The sequence below is a fragment of the Buchnera aphidicola (Periphyllus acericola) genome (assembly GCF_964019855.1).
Taxonomy (GTDB): Bacteria; Pseudomonadota; Gammaproteobacteria; order Enterobacterales; family Enterobacteriaceae; genus Buchnera_J; species Buchnera_J aphidicola_BC.
The window spans coordinates 362,082-382,112 of record NZ_OZ026466.1; the positions used below are offsets into that span (position 1 = coordinate 362,082).

The following is a 20,031-nucleotide window of genomic DNA, read 5'->3' on the forward strand; positions in this document are numbered from 1 at the left end:
AATGAAATTTAGTCTTTCATGGTTAAAATTATTTTTAAATAAAAATATTAAAAATAATTTAATTTGTCATCAATTAACTCAAATTGGTTTAGAAGTAGAAGATTTTAAAAAAAAAAAATATAATTATAGAAATTCTATTGTTGGAGAGATTTCTTTAATAAAAAAATTAAATGATTCAAATCTTTTTTACATTAAAATTAATAAAAATAAAAATATAAAAATATTTTCAAAAAATAAAAATTTTTATATTGGTATGAAATTAGCAGTAGGTTTGTGTAAAAATTTAAATATTAAAATTGATTTTAAAAATAAAAAAATAAATAATTTTCCGTGGAAAATATTTACATATTCTGATTTTGGAATGTTTGGAAATAAAAATTTTATAGTTGAGTTTCCAAAGAATGTAAAAATTGGAAGTTTTGTTAAAAAATATTTTAAAAAAAATGAAGAAGATTGTATTTCAATTAATGTTACTCCAAACAGAAATGATTGTTTAGGAATTTTAGGAATTGCTAGAGATCTTTCTGTTATTAATAATACTTCGTGTAATTTTCCTTCTTATTTAAAAAAAAAAAATGATATAAATATATTTTATAAAAAATTAGATATTTCATTTGATAAATATGATATTTGTTCTGATTATTATTTTAAAGTTATAGAAAATATAGATTTTTCTATTTGTACTCCATTTTTTATTAAAGAGATTCTAAGAAAATCTCATATAAATTCTGTTGATATAGTTACAGATGTAGTGAATTATGTTTCTTTAGAGTTAGGTCAATCTATTCATGTATTTGATTTCGATAAAATTGATAACAATTCTTTACAAATTAGAAGATCTAAAAATAATGAAAAATTTTTTTTTCAAAAAAAAAAATTTATTAATCTTTCAGATGATATATTAGTTATTTTAAATAATAAGAAAATTATTTCTTTGGGTGGTTTTATTCAATCTGATTTTGTAAAAATAAATTCAAATACAAAAAAAATATTTTTAGGTTCAGGAGTTTTTAAATATAAATATATTGATCGTATTAAAAATAAGTATAAACAGTATTATAATTCATATGATAATTATTTTAGGAAATGTAATAAAAATTTATGTATTTTATCTATAAATAGGATTTCTTCAATATTAAAAAAAATATGTGGAGGAGTAGTTACTTATGTAAATTATTTTAAAAATAAAAATTTTATAAAAAAAAATAAAATTATTTTATCATATAAAAAAATTAATAAAGTTTTAGGTTTTAAAATAAGTAAATTTATTATAAAAAATATTTTAAAAAAATTAAATTATTTTGTATTAGAAAAATTATTAAAATTAGAAGTTATACCTCCAGATTATAGAATAGATATTTTATGTGTAGAAGATGTTATATCTGATATAGTAAGATTTTATGGATATGATAATATTCCATCTATTCCATTAAATTTAAATCATATTATTAAGAATGAAAATATTATTTTAAAAAAATTATATAAAATTAAAAATTTTTTATTGCATAAAAAATATTGCGAAGTAATAAATTATAGTTTTACGGATATTTCTTCTCAAAAATTATTCATAAATAAATCAAAATTATTAAGAATTAAGAATCCAATTTCTAAAGATTTATCTTACATGAGAGCATCTTTGTTTCCTGGTTTAATAAAAAATTTAATTTATAATAAAAATCGTCAACAAGATTCTTTTTCTATTTTTGAAAGTGGATTATGTTTTTACAAAAATTTAAGTAGTAAATTAAAATTCGAACAAGTTTTAATATTGTCTGGAATTAAAAGTGGTATAAAATATTATAAAAATTGGTATAATAATGAGAATAAATTTAATTTTTATGATATAAAATATGATGTAGAATGTTTACTTTCTATTTTTTTAGATGTCAAAAACATTTTTTTTAAAAAATCAGAAATTTTAGGATTTGAAAAAAATTCATGTATAAAAATTTTTTATGGAAATTTTTTTATTGGATATATAGGAATTTTAGAAGATTCTGTAAAAAATTTTTTTAAAATATATGATGATATTTTTTGTTTTAAAATTTTTATTGAATCTTTTCCTTGTTATTTAGAGAATAAAATTAATGAATTTTATTTATATCCTTATAGTACTAGAGATCTTTCAATAATTGTTTCAAAAAATATTTCTGCAATAGAAATTATTTTTGAATGTTATAAAGTTTCTCTAAAAAAAATTTTTAAAGTGTTTGTTTTTGATGTATATCAAGGTAAAAATATTCCAAACAATAAAAAAAGTTTATCAATTAGAATTTTTTTTCAAGATCTTAAAAAATGTTTAACTAATAATGAAATTGATATTTTATATAATCGTTGTATAAAAAATTTAAAAAATAAATTTAAAGTTTTTTTAAGAAATGAATAATTTTTTTATATAATTTTTCTATTTTTTTTTTTTTTTTTTGATAGTTATTTTTTAAAATATTTTAATAATTTTTTTTAAAAATATTTTTTATTTAAAATAAAGTATTTAAAAATTTTTAATGTAATTTTTTAAGGAATAAAAAAATGAATTGTATAATGAATTCAATGTATTTATTTTCATTAAATTCAATTTCTAAAGATAAATTTTCTTTAATTTTTATTGTATTATTATGTTTAATTTTTTTTTATTTATTTATATTTCAACCAAAAAGAGAAAAATTTCAACAACATTCTATATTAATTAATTCTATTACGATTAATGATGAAATTATTACAAAAAGTGGATTTATTGGTAAAGTCTCTAAATTATATAAAAATGGATATTTAAAAATAATTTTAAACAAGAATGTTAAAGTAATAATGAAGCGTGATTTTGTATTAAAAATTCTTCCTAAAGGAACTTTAAAATTAATATAATTTTTTATAAAAATATAATTTTAATAAAAATATAATATTTGACTAAAAAATTTTAAAATTTATATTTAATTTTTTTTAGTCAATTAGATTATATTTTTTTAAAAAAAAATTAATATAAGTAAGAAAATTTAATTACTTTTGAAAATATTTTTTTTAGTTTATATATAATACTTAATCTATTAATTTTAATTTTTTTAATATTATGATTAATTTTAATTTGATTAAAAAATTTTTCTACAATTTTATGAATTTTAATTATTTCTTTTAATGAGTTTTTATATTTTTTTTTATAGTTATAATAATTTATTTTTTTTTTTAATTTTTTTATTTTTTGAACTATTTTTTTTTCTATCTTATGTTTTAATAGTGATAAATTTATTTTATATATTATTTTTTTATTTTTATTTTTAAGAATGTTATCTATTCTTTTATTTAAAATTAATATTTTTTTTGCGTGTTTAGATAAGATAAATTTTAATATTAGATTTATTTTTTTATTTATTTTTAATAAATTAATTTTTTTAAAGTTAATTATCGATTTTATAATTTTTTTTATTTTTTCTGATTTATAAAAATTATTTAATCTATTAATGATAAAATTTAATATTTTTTTTTCTATATTTTTTTTTTTTATATTATATAAATTAATTATTTTTTTAATTAATAAATTTAAGTTAAATGAAATTTTATTTTTTATAATTATTTTTATGATACCTATTGCTGTTCTTCTTAATGCAAATGGATCTTTATTGCCTTTTGGTATCTCTCCTATTAAAAACAATCCTATTAAATTATCAAATTTATCAGATAAAGCAAGAGAAATTCCTATTTTTGTAATTGGTAAACTATCTTTTTCATGTATTGGTTTATATTGTTCTTCAATAGCTTTATATACTTCTTTTATTTCATTATTATTTTTTGCATAATAAGATCCAGCAATTCCTTGTAATTCTGAAAACTCTAAAACAAGACTACTTACAATATCACATTTTGATAGAGAAGCTGCTTTTTTTGCATTTTTAATATTAAAATTTATTATTTTTGAAAAAAATTTTATTATTTCTTTTAATCTATTAGTTTTATCATATAAATTTCCTAAATTTTTATAAAATAAAACATTTTTTAGTAATTTTTTATTATTTTTTAATGAATTTTTTGTATCTTTTTTAATAAAAAAACTAATATCTTGTAATTTTGATTCTATTACAGATTTATATTCTGTTATTATTTTTGTATAATTTTTTGTTTTTAAATTTATTATAAAAATAAAATATGAATTAAGTTTTCCATTTTTTTTAAATAATGGAAAAGATTTTAAAGTTTTTTCAAGAATATAAATTATAATTTTTTGTGGAATAATAAGATATTTTTTTTTAAAACTAGAAATTAAAGATTTTGGTTGTTCTACTAGTGAGTTTATTTCGTTTAATAAATTTTTATTTATTTTTAAATAACTTTTATTTTTTTTTTTTAAATTTTTTATTTGATTTATAATTATTTTTTTTCTTTTTTTATAATCTACATAAATTTTTCCTTTTTTTAATAAAATTTTTTCATAATTTTTTGCATTTAAAATTTTTATTTTAGAAAAATTGTTACTTAAAGTATTTTGTGAGTAATTATTAGTTTTTAAGTTAAAAATTTTATATGGAATTACTTTATCATTTAATAACATAATAATATTTCTAACAGGTCTTATAAATTTATATTTTTTTTTTTTCCATTTCATGAAATGTGGATGTGATATTTTATAAATAGATTTTTTTGTAATTTTTGGAAGAATTTTTTCATATTTTTTATTTTTTATTTTTTTTTTAAAACATATCCATTCTTTTTTTTTTTCTTTATATATTTCAATTTTTTTTTTATTAATTTTAAATTTCTTTATCCATGATAAAGCTGGTTTTTGAAATTTTCCAAATTTATCAAATGAAATAAGTACTGGTGGACCTTTTTTAATTGTAATTTTTTTTTTTTTTTTATATGAAATATTTTTAATTTTTATTGCTAATTTTCTATGAGTTGCAAACCAATTTATTTTTTTATAAGTAATTTCTTTTTTTTTTAATATTTCTATATATTTTTTATAAAATAATTTAGCAATTTTTTTTAAAGAATTTGCTGGAATATCTTCAACTCTTATTTCAACTAAAAATGTTTTTTTTTTCATAAATTTACTCTTTTTATATTTTTTTTTTTATTTTTTTTTGATAAGATATTGCAATTTTTTTTATAATTTTTCTTATTTTAAATATATAATTTTGTCTTTCTGTTGAAGATATTAATTTTCTTGAATCTAATAAATTGAAGAAATGAATAGCTTGTAATATATTTTCATATGAAGGGATTAAGAGTTTATTTTTTATTTTTAAAAGTCTTTTAGATTCAACATAATATAGTTGAAAAATTTTAAATAAAAAATTTTTATTAGATTCTTTTAAATTATATTTCGATTGTTCAATTTCATTTTTATAAAATAAATTTTTATAAGTAATTTTTTTTAAATTGTTTTTATGCCATATTATTTTATATATATTATGAATGTTTTGTATATGTGTTGCTAATCTTTCTAATCCATATGTAATTTCTACTGCTATAGGAGAACAATTAATTGTTCCAATTTGTTGAAAATATGTAAATTGAGTTATTTCTATTCCATTTAACCAAACTTCCCATCCTACTCCAGAAGCTCCTAAAGTTGGATTTTTCCAATTATCTTCAATAAATTTTAAGTCATTATTTCTTAGATTAATATTTAAATTTTTTAATGATTTTAAGTATATTTTTTGAATGTTATGAGGCGCTGGTTTTATAATAACTTGAAATTGATAGTAATGTTGTAATCTACTTTTATTTTTTCCGCTTCTTCCATCAGTTGGTCTTCTAGATGCTTGTGTGTATGCAAAAGAAATATTTTTTTTTTTTAGACATGAAAAAAATGTTTTAGGATGAAATGTTCCTGCTCCGACAGGCATATCAAATGGTTGTAATATTATACAACCTTGTTTATTCCAAAACTTTTTTAGGTTTAGTATAATTTCATAAAAAGTTTTTTTTTTATTGTTCATAATTTCCTTAAATGAATTTTTTTTTAAATTTAAAAAATATTTTTATATGTTTTTTATAAAATAAACTTATTTAATCTAAAAAATTTAAATTTTATATGATAAAATATTACTATAAAATAAATAATATATTTTTTGAAGATGAATTATTTTTCTTTTTATATTTTTTTTATGATTGGAAATTTTTTTTAATTATTATTATTAAAATTATTTTATGATTAATTATAGATTTTTTTTATATTTAATTTTTTTAGACATAAAAATTATTTTTTATTGGAAATAAATAATGAAATATATTGGACCTCATGTTAGTATTTCTGGAGGAATTATTCAAGCTATAAAAAAATCTTATAAATTAAAAGCAACAGCTATTGGTTTTTTTATTAAAAATCCATTACGTTGGAATGTTCCTTATATTACAAATAAAGCTATTAGAGATTTTAAATCAACTTGCAAAAAATATAATTATTTGATGAAACAAATTTTTCCACATAGTGGTTTTTTAATTAATTTAGGTCATCCAAATAAAATTTTATTACAAAAATCTCGTGATTCTTTAATTGATGAAGTAATTCGGTGTGATCAATTAGGTTTGAATTATTTAAATTTTCATCCGGGTAGTCATTTAGGAAAGATTTCTAAAAAAAAATGTTTAAATAGAATTTCTGAATCAATAAATTATGTTTTAGAAAGAACTGAAAATATTATTTTAGTTATTGAAAACACTTCTGGACAAGGAACTAATTTAGGTTATTGTTTTGAACATTTGTCAGATATTTTAGAAAATGTAAAAAATAAAAATCGTGTTGGAGTTTGTATTGATACATGTCATTTATTTTCTTCAGGATATGATATTAGAGATTATAATAATTATTTAAAAACTTTTGATCTTTTTGATAAATATATTGGATTTAATTATTTAAAAGGTATTCATTTAAATGATTCTAAAACTATTTTAGGTAGTCGAAAGGATAGACATGAAAATTTAGGTTTAGGATATATTGGAAAAAATTTTTTTAAAATTATAATTCAAGATAAACGATTTAATTATAAACCTATTATTTTAGAGACAATAAATAATTTATTGTGGTATAAAGAAATTTCTTGGTTAAAATTACAAGCATCTATTATTATTTAATATTTATATTTTGTTTGAAGATAATTTTTTAAATTTTTTTGAATTTATAATTTTGAGAGAAAAAATATGATCATTCTTTATGGAACAAAAAGAAAAAAAAATGGCACTAATAATAGTAGGAAATTACGTTTAAAAGATACTTTTCCTTCTATTATTTATGGAAAAAACAAAAAGTCTTTATTAATTCAATTAAAACAAAACGATATGATTAATTTATTTAATAAAAATATTTTAATTAATAAAGTGATAAATTTAATTATAAATAAAAAAAAAAATAAAGTTTTTTTAAAAGAAATACAAAGACATCCTATTAAACATAAATTTTTACATATTGATTTTATATGGATATAAATTTTTAAATAAATTTAAAAGGCACGTAATATTAATTAATTTCGTTTTATTTCGATATTTATTGTTATTATTTAGGTAATTTTACCCGTGCCATTTTTTTAAAATTAGTTTAAATATTTAAAATAATTTTCATTTAAAAATAAAATATTTTAATAATTGAAGATCTTAAAATTATCATTTTTTCATTAAATTGTAATATAATAATATTTATAATTCCAATTACTAAAATTATTTTTGGAATCCAAGAAAATTTTTTTTTAATTAAAAAAGAAGTAATTTTATCATCTTTTGTATTTTTTATAATTTTAAAAATAATCCATATGCTTATTAAAATTATTATAATATTAAATATAAAGAATTTTTTAAAATAATTATTTTCGTTATTATCTGGAACATTAATTAATAATACTGTTAAAATTCCAGGAATTAAATATAGAATTGGCCATATAATACAACTAAATAAATTTGGAAAAAAAAATTTTTTTATGAAAGGTATGTCTAACATTCCTGCTAAGATCGGAATAATTGGTCTAGTTGGTCCGATAAATTTTCCAAAAAATATTGTTAATACACTATATTTATTTAATGTTTTTATAATTTTTTCTATAATAATGTTGTATTTTTTAAATATTTTTAATTTATTAATCCATTTTTTAAATTTAAAGCCAATTAAATAAGATATCCAATCTCCTAATAAACATCCTATTGTTGAGGCAATCCAAGAAGGATAAAATTTTTCATGTGAATTAGCGATAATAGCTCCAAAAGTTGACATTATCATCATTCCAGGTATAAATAAACCAATTATTGCTAAAGATTCTATAAAAGATACAAATGCTATTATTAAACAAAAATAAATTAATGGTTGACTAGATATATAATTAAATAATAATTCCATATTTTTTATTCCACTTTCGAAATATAAATTATTTAAATATTTTATATGAATTTATATAATAAGAGAAATATTTCAATTATAAATAATTTGTTTTATAATAAAAAATTATTTTTTGATGTTTATATTTTTATGTACTTAATTTGTTAGTAATATTTAAATTATAATAAAATAATAAAATTTTTTAAGTAAATATTTTTTATTTTATTTTTAAAAAATTTAATTTATTTTATTTTAATAAATAATATATTTTTTAAAAAAATTGTTTTAAAAAAAATAAATTTTTTATAGTTTAAATAAAAATTTGATAAAAAAATTTCAAATTTATAAAATTATAAAGAATAATAAAATATTTTTTTATTATATAATAAAAAATATTTAATTACTTTTTATAAAATAATATTAAACGATTTTTTTTTTTTAAAATTATATTTTGAAATTATATAAAATGAAATTTTTTTTATATGTATAATATTTTATTTTTTTAAATTTTTTTTTTTTTTTTTTTTTTTTTTTTTTTTTTTTGAATTATACAATATTTTATTTTTTAAAATTTTTTATATAACTTGAGATGATTTTATAGTGATTGAAAAAATAGTTTTAAATAATAAATTTTTTCAAAAAAAATATTTTGGTCAAATTTTTTTGAAAAATACTAATGTTATTAATAATATTATATCTTCTATTTATCCTAAAAAAAATGATTTATTATTTGAAATAGGTCCAGGTTTAGGAGCTTTAACAATTCCTATGTGTGGTTTTATAAATAAATTAAATGTAATTGATATAGATAATGATGTTATAAATTTTTTTAAAAAAAAAAATATATATAATAAATTAAATTTTTATTTAAAAAATGTTTTACATTTTGATTTTTTAAAATTTTATTTAAAAAATAATAAAAAAAGTATAAGAATTTTTGGAAATTTGCCATATAATATTTCAACAAAATTATTAATTTATTTAACAAATAATCATTTTATTTTTCAAGATTTACATTTAATGTTTCAAAAAGAAGTTTCTAAAAGAATTTTAGCGCATCCTAATACTAAGTTTTACGGACGATTAAGTATAATTTCTCAATATTTTTTTAATATTAATAAAATTTTTGATATTTCAAAAAATTGTTTTTTTCCTATTCCAAAAGTAAATTCTACTTTTTTAAAATTTATTCCACATAAACTATTTCCTAATTTATTATTTGATGTGAATATATTAAGTAAAATTACTTTTGAAGCTTTTAATAAAAGACGAAAAATTTTAAGACATAGTTTAAAAAAATTTTTTACAGAAAAAGATTTGTTTAATTTAGATATTAATTCTCAATTAAGACCAGAAAATTTATCTGTAAAGCAGTATTGTTTGTTAACAGATTTTTTAATAAAAAAACAATTGTATTGATTTTTTATATATTTTTTATTTTATTTAATAAAAATACTTTTTTTTATTTTTTATTTTTATTTTTTTTAAGGAAAGAAAGTATTTATGAGTACATATTTTATAGGTGACATTCATGGATGTTATAATCAATTTAAGTTTCTTTTAAAAAAAATAAATTTTAATATACTTACAGATGAATTATGGATTACAGGAGATTTAGTTGGGAGAGGTCCTGATTCTTTTAAAGTTTTAAAATATATTTTTTCCTTAAAAAATAAAGCAAGATTAGTTTTAGGAAATCATGATTTAACTTTAATTTCTATATATTATGGAACTCATAAAAAATCTATAGAAAAAGAAATTTCAGAATTATTAGAAAAAAAAGATATAGATTATATTATAAATAAATTAAGACATATTCCTTTAGTACAATATGATAAAAAAAGAAAATTAATTATGACTCATGCAGGAATTTTTCCTAAATGGAATTTTAATGAAATTTTAAATTTTTCAAATGAGTTTCAAAAAAATATTTTAGGTACAAATTTTTTAAAATATTTGCGTTATATGAATGGTGATTTTCCAAACATTTGGTCGAACAATTTAAATAAATATGATCGTTTTCGTTTTATTGTTAATGTTTTTACTCGTATGAGATATTGTTATTTAAATGGAGAATTAGATTTTAGTTATAAAGATACCCCTCCACATTTTAATAATAATATTATTCCTTGGATTAATATAAAAAATGAATTAGATAAAGATTTTTTAATTTTTTTTGGACATTGGTCTTCTTTGAAAAATATAAAAATTTCAAAAAATATTTTTTCTCTTGATTCTGGTTGTTGTTGGGGTAGGTATTTAAAAATTTTTAGATTAGAAGATAAAAAATTTTTTAAAAAAAAGTGTAATTTTAAAATATAATTTTTTTTTTAAAAAAAATATATTTTATAAATTTTTTAAAAATTTTAGTATTAAAAATTTAAATAAAATATTTTTAATAATTTATCTATTTTAATAGATTACTTTCTTCCTATAATAATTTTATTTATATATAAATAATTTTTTTAAAAATTTTTTATTTTTAAATGATATTAATTTTATAAAAAAAATTTTATAGGAAGATTTATTTTTAAAAAAATATTTTTTAATTTTTTATTTTTATTTTTAAAATTTAATAGTAATTTAAAATAATTTTTATTATTTTTTATGTATAAATTTTTTAATAATTTTTTTTAAAAAAAAATAATTATTTTAATTCTTTACAATTTTATGAAATTTTTGTAAACAAATAATATTTTTAAATGGATTATATTTTAATGTTTTAATTGATTCTATTGCTCCATTTATTGTAGTATTATAATATATTTGATATTGAATAGCTTTTTTTCTAATAAATTTAGTTTTTTTAATTTCTTTTTTTGAATATGCTGTGCTTATTATATAAGAATATTTTTTTTTTATACGTTTTGACATTTTTTCTTTTATAAAATATGTTTTCTGGATATTTTTAGATTTAATTCCATATTTTTTTAAAAGTAAATAATTTTCTTCAATTGTATCTATTTTAAAATTAAATTTTATTAATTTTTTTGCGAGTTTTATAATATCTTTTTCATTTTCTTCTTTTAAAACTAATAATGTTCTTTTTTTATTACTAATAATATTTTTAGTTCCATACATTGCTTTTCCAAAAGCTTCAGAAAAATTTTTTCCTATTCCCATAACTTCTCCAGTAGATTTCATTTCTGGACCAAGTATTGGATCTGAATTAGAAAATTTATTAAATGGAAAAACAGCTTCTTTAACAGAAAAATATTTTAAATTAATTTCTTCTTTAAAAAAATTTTGTTTTTTTAAATTAATACCAATCATTACTTTAGTTGCTATTTTTGCTAGAGGAATTCCTGTTGCTTTAGAAATAAAAGGAATTGTTCTTGATGCTCTTGGATTTACTTCTATGATATATATTTTTTTATTTTTAATTGCAAATTGTATATTTATTAATCCTTTTATTTTTAATTCAAAAGAGATTTTTTTTACTTGTTTTTTAATTTTTTTTAATATTTTTTTGTTTAATGTATATGATGGGAGTGAACAAGCTGAATCTCCTGAATGTATTCCAGCTGGTTCAATATGTTCCATAATACCTCCAATAAGTATATTTTTTCCGTCATAAATAGCATCAACATCTACTTCTATAGATTTTTCTAAATAGTGGTCTATTAAAACTGGTTGATTTTCATTATTTTTTAATCTATTTAAAAAATATTTTTTTAAATGATTAAAGTTATATATTATTTCCATAGATTTACCACCTAAAACATATGATGGTCTAATCATAATCGGGTATTTAATATTTTTTATTTCTTTTTTTGCTTCTAATATATTTGTTACAGTAGAATTTTTTGGTTGTTTTAAATTTAATTTATTAATTATTTTTTGAAATTTTTTTCTATTTTCAGATTTTTCAATAGATTCTGAACTTGTTCCAATAATTTTAATATTTTCTTTTGTTAAACTTTTAGCTAATTTTAATGGCGTTTGTCCTCCAAATTGAATAATTATTCCCATTGGTTTTTCAATTTTTATTATTTCTAATACATTTTCTAAAGTTATTGGTTCGAAGTATAATCTATTAGAAGTATCATAATCAGTTGATACTGTTTCTGGATTACAATTAATAATAATTGTTTCAAAATTATTTTCTTTTAAGGCTTGCGCAGCATGTACACAACAATAATCAAATTCTATACCTTGTCCTATTCTATTTGGTCCACTTCCTAAAATTATAATTTTATTCTTATTTTTTGTTGGTTTAGCTTCACATTCTTCTTCCCATGTAGAATACATATATGAAATAGATGTTTTAAATTCTGCAGCACAGGAATCTACTCTTTTGTAAACTGGATGAATGTTTTTTGTATTTCTTATTTTTCTAACATATTTTTCTGTTTTTTGAATTAAATATCCTATTCTTTTATCTGAAAATCCTTTTTGTTTTATTTTTTTTAAAAATTTTTTATTATTTATTTTATCTGGATTTTTTTTTATAATTTTTTCTATTTTTATTATTTTTTCAATTTGAGCAAGAAACCATAAATCAATATTTGTTAATTTATTTATTTTATTTATCGAAATTTTGTTTCTAAAAGCATCTCCTATATACCATAATCTATCTGGTCCTGGATATTTTAATTCTTTTTTTATTTTTTTTTTAGTATTTTTTATATTATTTTTTTTTTTAAAATTAATAATTTTTGAATTAAATCCATCAGAATCTATTTCTAAGCTAATCATAGCTTTTTGAAGTGATTCTTGAAATGTTCGTCCAATTGCCATTACTTCTCCAACAGATTTCATTTGTGTGGTTAATCTGTTGTTGCTAGAAGGAAATTTATCAAAATTAAATCTAGGTATTTTAATTACTACATAATCTATTGATGGTTCAAAAGAAGCTGGTATATTTACTCCAGATACTGTGTTGTTTAATTCATCTAAAGTATATCCAATTGCAAGTTTTGCAGCAATTTTTGCAATAGGAAATCCTGTAGCTTTTGAAGCTAATGCAGATGATCTAGAGACTCTAGGATTCATTTCAATAACAACTATTTTACCGTTTTTAGGATTTATTGCAAATTGTACGTTTGAACCTCCTGTTTCAATTCCTATTTCTTTAAGAATTTTTATAGAATAATTTCTCATAATTTGATATTCTTTATCACTTAAAGTTTGAGCTGGTGAAACTGTTATTGAATCTCCTGTATGAATTCCCATCGGATCTATATTTTCTATTGAACAAACTATAATACAGTTATCATTTTTATCTCTTACAACTTCCATTTCATACTCTTTCCAACCAATCATTGATTCATCAATTAATAATTCTTTTGTTGGTGATAAATTTAATCCTTTTTCACAAATTTTTTTAAATTCTTGAATATTATAAGCTATACCTCCTCCTGTTCCTCCCATAGTAAAAGATGGTCTAATAATACAAGGAAAACCTATTTTTTTAGAAATTTTTATTGCTTCTTTTAAAGAGTGAGCAATACCTGATTTAGGCATTTCAATTTTTAACTTTTTCATAGATTTTCTAAAAAGATTTCTGTCTTCTGCTTTTTTTATTGATTTTACTGTTGCTCCAATCATTTTTACTTTAAATTTTGATAAAATATTTTTATTATGTAATTTTAATGCACAATTTAAAGCTGTTTGTCCTCCCATTGTTGGTAATAAAGCGTCTGGTTTTTCTTTTTTTATAATTTTTTTAACTATTTTCCAATGAATAGGTTCAATATAAGTTTTATCGGATATTTCTGGATCTGTCATTATAGTTGCTGGATTTGAATTAATTAAAATTATTTTATAACCTTCTTCTTTTAATGCTTTACAAGCTTGAGCTCCTGAATAATCAAATTCGCAAGCTTGTCCAATAATTATTGGACCTGCTCCTAATATTAATATCGATTTTATTTTTTTAGTTTTTGGCATATTATTCTCGTTTTAAATTTTTATTTTTTTTTTATTTATTAGTTTTATAAAATATTTAAATAAAAATGATGCATCGTTTGGTCCTGGATTAGATTCAGGATGTCCTTGAAAACTAAAAATAGGTTTGTTTTTGATAGATATTCCTTGAATTGTATAATCAAAAAGAGAGATATAAGTAATTTTAATATTTTTAGGTAAGGTATTTTTTTCTATTACATAATTATGATTTTGAGAAGTAATAATAATTTTTTTTGTTTTAACATTTTGTACAGGATGATTTCCTCCATGATGCCCAAATTTCATTTTAATAATTTTAGCTTTATTAGCTAAACCAAGTATTTGATGACCTAAACAAATTCCAAACATTGGAAAATTATAATGCATTAATTTTTTTATAGATTTTATTGATTTTTTTAATTTTCTTGGATCTCCAGGACCATTAGAAAGAAATATTCCATCAGGTGATAATTGTAATATTTCATTATATTTTGTATTTTGTGGAACAATCGTAAGTTTGCATTTTTTTTTAAGTAGCATTTTTATAATATTATTTTTAATTCCAAAATTATAAATAACAATATGTTTTTTTTTAATTTTTAAAAATTTTTCATATGTTAAACTTATAAAATTTTTATAAAGATATTTTTTTTTATTATTAATGTTATTTATTTTTATTTTTTTACAATCATTTTTTTTTGAAAATTTTAATTTTTTATATTTTAAAATTTCTTTATAATTTTTAAAATTTGGAATTTTTTTTAAACATACAATACAACCTTTTTGAGAACCTGTTTTTCTTATTTTTTTTGTTAATTTTCTTGTATCAATATTTGTAATAGTTAATATATTTTTTTTTTTTAAATATTCTTGTAATGTTTCTTCACTTCTATAATTACTTGCAATTGGTGATATATTTTTTATAATTACTCCTTTTGCATGTATAAATTTAGATTCTTCATCATTTTTGTTTACTCCTACATTTCCTATATGAGGATAAGTAAAAGTAATAATTTGATTTTCATAAGACGGATCAGTTAAAATTTCTTGATATCCAGTCATAGATGTGTTAAAAACAATTTCTCCGTTATTTATTCCATATACTCCAATAGATTTTCCATAAAATTTACTTCCATCTTCAAGAATTAAAACGGCTGTGTTTTTCAAATTTTCTCCAAAGTTTTTTGGTTGATTGAAAAAATTTTATTTAGTATATAAAAATTAGTGTATTATAAAAAATTTTATTTTTTTTATTTAAAAAATTTAAATGAATAATGAAATTTGATTTATAATTTTTAAACATATTTTATATTTTTAATTTTTTTCTATAATTATTTTTTTAAAACATCTTCCATTGTAAATAATCCATTTTTTTTAGAAAATATCCAAATTGCAGATTTAATTGCTCCTTTAGAAAAAGTTTTTCTATTAAATGCTTGATGTTGTATTTTTATTTTTTCTTCTTTATTTATAAACATAACAGAATGTTCACCAACAATTCCTCCTGCTCTAATACTATTAAATCCTATTTCATTTTTTTTTCTTTTATAATTTTTATGATCTTTATTTAGTACAGAAATTTTAGAAAAATCTTTTTTCATTGTTTTTGCTATTTTTTTTCCTAAATGAAGAGCGGTTCCAGAAGGAGCATCTAATTTATTTCTATGATGAGATTCAAAAATTTCAATGTCTGAATATAAACCAATATTTTTTGTTGTAATTTCTAAAAGTTTTAAAATTAAATTAATTCCAATACTAAAATTTGGTGAATGTAATATACTTATTTTTTTAGATTTTTTTTTTATTTTTTTATAGTTTTTTTTTGTTAATCCGGTAGTTCCAATAATTATTTTTTTATTATTTTTATAACAAAATTTTAAATTTTTCATTGTGTTTTTAGGATTTGTAAAATCTATTAGTACATCAAAATCATTATTTTTTTTTATTTTATCTTCAATAGATATATTTCTTTTTTTAGTATTTATAATTTTTTTTAATTTTTTAATATTTAATGAATTTTTTTTTTTTAATAAAAGTAATTTTAATTTAATTTTTTTATTTTTTTTAGATTCTTTAATTAAACTTTTTCCCATTTTTCCTAATGCTCCAGAAATTGCAAGTCTAATTTTTTTATTTTCCATTTTTTTTCCTTAAAATTATTTGTTAATATATTTAAAAAAAAATTTTAAATTTTTTTTTAAAATTTTTTTAAAATATTTTTTATTTATATTTTTTTAAATATTTCATATTAGATTTTATATTTTTAATAATAATTTTATTTAATATAAAATTTTTTAAAAAAAATAATTATGTTTAATTATTTAAAATTAGATGATAAATTTTTTTATATAAATTTTAAAATTTTTTTGAATTAAGTATTTTTAGAACATATATTATTATACCAATAGATATACTAAAATCAGATATGTTAAATATAGGAAAATGAAGAGATTTATAATGAAAATCAATAAAATCTATTATATATCCATATTTTATTCGATCAATTAAATTTCCTATAGAACCACTTACTATTAAAATTAATGAAAAATTATTTTTTGTATTTTTTATAATTAATTTGTATATTTTAAAAATTAATAAAAAAATAATTGAAAAATAAATTATGAATAAATATTTATTTTGAAATATTTTTATGACAGAAAAAAGTCCAAAGATTAAACCATAGTTTTTAACATATAAAATATTTATATTTAATGAAATAACTTTTATTTGATTAATTGCAAAATTTTTTAAGATTAATGATTTGATATAATAATCTAAAAATATTATAAAATTTAATAAAATAATATATAATTTTTTTTTTTTTAAAAAAAAAATTTTCATTTATGCAAATACTCTATTTATTTCTTTTCCTAAAATATTAGACAAACATTTTTTACAAATTAGTTCAGATTCATTTTTTTTTTTAAAATAATTCCAACATCTTTTACATTTTTTTCCTTTATTTAATTTTAATTGAATTTTAATATTTTTAATAAATTTATTAGTTTTTAAATTTTCTGGTGCTTTAGAAAATTTTTTAATAAAACATTCAGAAGTTAAAAAAATATATTTTAATTCTTTTTCAAGAACTTTTAATGTTTTAAATAATTTTTTTTTTAAAAATATAGTAAGGGAAATTTTTAAAGAATTTTTAATTTCTTTTTTTTCTTTTTTTTTTTCTATAAGTCTATTAATTTCATTTTTTATTTTAAAAATTTTTTTCCAATTTTTATTACCAATATATTTTTTTTCAGAATATGAAAATTTTTTTTTAAACCATCTTTTTTTAAAAATATCTATTGATTTTTTTTTGTTAGGAATATTTTTCCATATTTCATATGATGTAAATGGAATAATTGGAAAAATCCAAATATTTAACATTTGAAGTATAGTAAATATTGTAGTTTGACAGCTTCTTCTATTTATTCCATTTTTAGAAGATGTATATAAACGGTCTTTAATAATATCTAAATATATTGAACTCATGTCTATAAAACAAAAGTTTAATATTAATTTTATTACTTTATGAAATTGATATTTTTTATATGAATTAATTATTTTTTTTTGTATTTTAAATGCTTTTTTAATAGCCCAAACATCTATTTGTAACATTTTTTTTTTTATAGAATTTTTTTTAGGATTAAAGTCATATATGTTTCCTAAAAAAAATCTAGCTGTATTTCGAATTTTTCTATAAGAATTTGCTGTTTGTTTTAATATTTTTTCAGAAATTGAAATATCTTTAGAATAATTACTAGAAGCAACCCATAAACGTAATATATCAGCTCCATACTTTTTAATTATAGAATTTGGACTAATAGTATTTCCAATAGATTTTGACATTTTTTTTCCGTCTTTATCAATTGTAAAACCATGAGTTATAACTTTTTTATATGGAGATGTTTTTTGTAATAAAGATGATATTATTAAGGAAGACATAAACCATCCTCTGTGTTGGTCTGATCCTTCTATATATAAATTTGAAATTTTTTTTTGATTTTTATTTTTTTTATATATAGAAGAAGTATACATACATCCAGATTCAAACCATACATCTAGAATATCTTTAGATTTTTTATAATTTTTTGAATCATTTTTTAACAATTTATTTTTATCAATTTTCCACCATTCTTCTATTCCATTTTTTTTTATTAATTTTATAATTTTTTTTAAAAAAATTTTTGTATTTTTATGTAATTTTTTAGTTTTTTTATGTATAAAAAAAGGTAAAGGAACTCCCCATGATCTTTGTCTAGAAATACACCAGTCTGGTCTTTTATCAACTAAAGAAACCATATTTTCTTTTGTCCATTTTGGAATCCAAGAAACTTTTTTTATTATTTTTATTGTTTTTTCTTTAAATTTTTTTCTATTTAAATTTATAAACCATTGATTTGTTGATCGAAATATTACTGGTGTTTTGTGTCTCCAACAGTAAGGATAAGAATGTTTTATTGCATTTTTTTTTAATAAAGAATTATTTTTTTTTAAAAGATTAATTATAATTAAATTTATATTAAAAATATTTTTATTATTTAATTTTTTGTGTATTTTTTTCTTATAGTTTCCAAAAGAATCAATAAAGTTTTTTGGAGATATGTTATATTTTTTGCAAGCAATATAATCTTCTTGTCCATGAGCTGGAGCAGTATGAACTATTCCTGTTCCAACATCTGAAACAACATGATTGCTTAATATTATTTCTAATTTATTATTTAAAAAAGGATGATAAAATTTTGAATTTTCTAATTTGTTTCCTTTTATAGATGAAAGAATTTTATATTTTTTAATATTAATAATTTTTAAGATTTCATTAGTTCTTGATTCTTCTATAATAAAAATTTTTTTTTTAGTATCAATCAATTTATAAATAAAATTTGGATTTATAGAAATTGCTTGGCTTGCTGGTAATGTCCAAGGAGTTGTTGTCCAGACAATTAAATATATTTTTTTTTGTATAATAATATTTTTATTTATATTAAATATTTGTAATATTTTTTTTTTTTCAATAGATTTTAAAGAAAAGTAAATTGATTCAGATGTTTTTTCTTTATATTCTACTTCTGCTTCTGCTAAGGAAGATTGACATTCTATACACCAATGTATTGGTTTTAATCCTTGATATAAATATTTTTTTTTTAATATCTTTAATAATATTTTTATAATATTTGATTGATTTTTATAATCCATAGTTAATAATGGATTTTTCCAATCGGCTAATATTCCTAATCTAATAAAATCTTTTTTTTGATTTTTTACTTGATTAAGAGCATATTTCCTACATTTTTCTCGAATTTTTTTTTTACTAAAATTTTTGAATTTTTTTTTATATTTTTTTTCAATACTATGTTCAATAGGTAAACCATGACAATCCCAGCATGGAATAAAAGGTACATAATATCCAGATAAGTTTTTAAATTTAATAATAATATCTTTTAGAATTTTATTGAGAGCATGTCCAATATGAATATTTCCATTAGCATAAGGAGGTCCATCATTAATAATAAATTTTTTTAATTTTTTTTTTGAATTAATTATAGATTTATATATATTTTTTTTTTTCCATTCTATTAATATTTCTTTTTCTTTTAGTGGTAAATTTCCTCTCATAGAAAAATTTGTTTGAGGTAATTGTAAAGTTTTTTTAAAATTTTTCATTATTTTTCTCATTATTTTAATACTTTTTTAATAATTTTTATATTTTAAATATTTAAATATAAAATTATTTATTTTTTAAAACAATTTTTTTTTTTTTAAATATTTTAAAAAATTTTTTAAATATTTTTTTGTATATAAAAACTTTATTTGTATAATAAAAGAATATAATACAATATATTTTAATATAAGGA

Annotated in this window: 14 protein-coding genes; 6 read left to right on the top strand and 8 right to left on the bottom strand. The window is 17.0% G+C overall.

The annotated features are described in order from the left end of the window. Position 1: 1 nt before the first annotated feature. Together pheT and yajC are read left to right on the top strand one after the other, a co-directional pair. The gene (pheT, locus tag AACK90_RS01810) at positions 2-2,386 is read left to right on the top strand and encodes a phenylalanine--tRNA ligase subunit beta (RefSeq protein ID WP_339043108.1); all 2,385 of its coding nucleotides are present in this window, start codon (positions 2-4) and stop codon (positions 2,384-2,386) included. A 143-nt stretch (positions 2,387-2,529) separates the two neighbouring features. Next, a complete protein-coding gene (yajC, locus tag AACK90_RS01815; RefSeq protein WP_339043110.1) occupies positions 2,530-2,862 on the top strand; it encodes a preprotein translocase subunit YajC in 333 nt (110 codons plus the stop codon). Between the two features lie 109 nt (positions 2,863-2,971). Here the strand turns inward: yajC and glyS are convergent, their stop codons facing one another. Both glyS and glyQ read right to left on the bottom strand, forming a co-directional pair. Beyond that, a complete protein-coding gene (glyS, locus tag AACK90_RS01820; RefSeq protein ID WP_339043112.1) occupies positions 2,972-5,032 on the bottom strand; it encodes a glycine--tRNA ligase subunit beta in 2,061 nt (686 codons plus the stop codon). A 13-nt stretch (positions 5,033-5,045) separates the two neighbouring features. Then, positions 5,046-5,930 (bottom strand): glycine--tRNA ligase subunit alpha, encoded by an 885-nt coding sequence (gene glyQ / locus AACK90_RS01825; RefSeq protein ID WP_339043114.1) that lies wholly within the window; start codon positions 5,928-5,930, stop codon positions 5,046-5,048. A 283-nt stretch (positions 5,931-6,213) separates the two neighbouring features. Here glyQ and nfo point away from each other — a divergent pair, with 283 nt between their 5' ends. Then, positions 6,214-7,065, top strand: coding sequence for a deoxyribonuclease IV (gene nfo / locus AACK90_RS01830; protein WP_339043116.1), 852 nt, complete (start codon positions 6,214-6,216; stop codon positions 7,063-7,065). 66 nt (positions 7,066-7,131) lie between these two features. Then, positions 7,132-7,416, top strand: a complete 285-nt coding sequence (gene rplY / locus AACK90_RS01835; RefSeq protein WP_339043118.1) for a 50S ribosomal protein L25 — start codon at positions 7,132-7,134, stop codon at positions 7,414-7,416. Between the two features lie 133 nt (positions 7,417-7,549). Here the strand turns inward: rplY and AACK90_RS01840 are convergent, their stop codons facing one another. Next, positions 7,550-8,314, bottom strand: coding sequence for a DedA family protein (locus tag AACK90_RS01840; protein WP_339043119.1), 765 nt, complete (start codon positions 8,312-8,314; stop codon positions 7,550-7,552). A gap of 579 nt (positions 8,315-8,893) precedes the next feature. Between AACK90_RS01840 and rsmA the strand changes: the two genes are divergently transcribed. Together rsmA and AACK90_RS01850 are read left to right on the top strand one after the other, a co-directional pair. Beyond that, entirely contained in the window at positions 8,894-9,712 is an 819-nt protein-coding gene (gene rsmA / locus AACK90_RS01845; protein ID WP_339043121.1) for a 16S rRNA (adenine(1518)-N(6)/adenine(1519)-N(6))-dimethyltransferase RsmA, read from the top strand. An 84-nt stretch (positions 9,713-9,796) separates the two neighbouring features. After that, positions 9,797-10,615, top strand: a complete 819-nt coding sequence (locus AACK90_RS01850; protein ID WP_339043123.1) for a symmetrical bis(5'-nucleosyl)-tetraphosphatase — start codon at positions 9,797-9,799, stop codon at positions 10,613-10,615. A 330-nt stretch (positions 10,616-10,945) separates the two neighbouring features. Here the strand turns inward: AACK90_RS01850 and carB are convergent, their stop codons facing one another. From carB to ileS, 5 genes are all read right to left on the bottom strand, one after another. Further along, a complete protein-coding gene (carB, locus tag AACK90_RS01855; protein ID WP_339043125.1) occupies positions 10,946-14,185 on the bottom strand; it encodes a carbamoyl-phosphate synthase large subunit in 3,240 nt (1,079 codons plus the stop codon). A 12-nt stretch (positions 14,186-14,197) separates the two neighbouring features. Then, positions 14,198-15,349 (bottom strand): glutamine-hydrolyzing carbamoyl-phosphate synthase small subunit, encoded by a 1,152-nt coding sequence (gene carA / locus AACK90_RS01860; RefSeq protein WP_339043127.1) that lies wholly within the window; start codon positions 15,347-15,349, stop codon positions 14,198-14,200. Between the two features lie 164 nt (positions 15,350-15,513). Then, complete coding sequence (gene dapB, locus AACK90_RS01865) at positions 15,514-16,323, bottom strand: 4-hydroxy-tetrahydrodipicolinate reductase (protein WP_339043129.1); 810 nt, start codon at positions 16,321-16,323, stop codon at positions 15,514-15,516. 214 nt (positions 16,324-16,537) lie between these two features. Next, entirely contained in the window at positions 16,538-17,023 is a 486-nt protein-coding gene (gene lspA, locus AACK90_RS01870) for a signal peptidase II (protein ID WP_339043131.1), read from the bottom strand. Beyond that, entirely contained in the window at positions 17,024-19,840 is a 2,817-nt protein-coding gene (gene ileS / locus AACK90_RS01875; protein ID WP_339043133.1) for an isoleucine--tRNA ligase, read from the bottom strand. Positions 19,841-20,031: the final 191 nt, after the last annotated feature.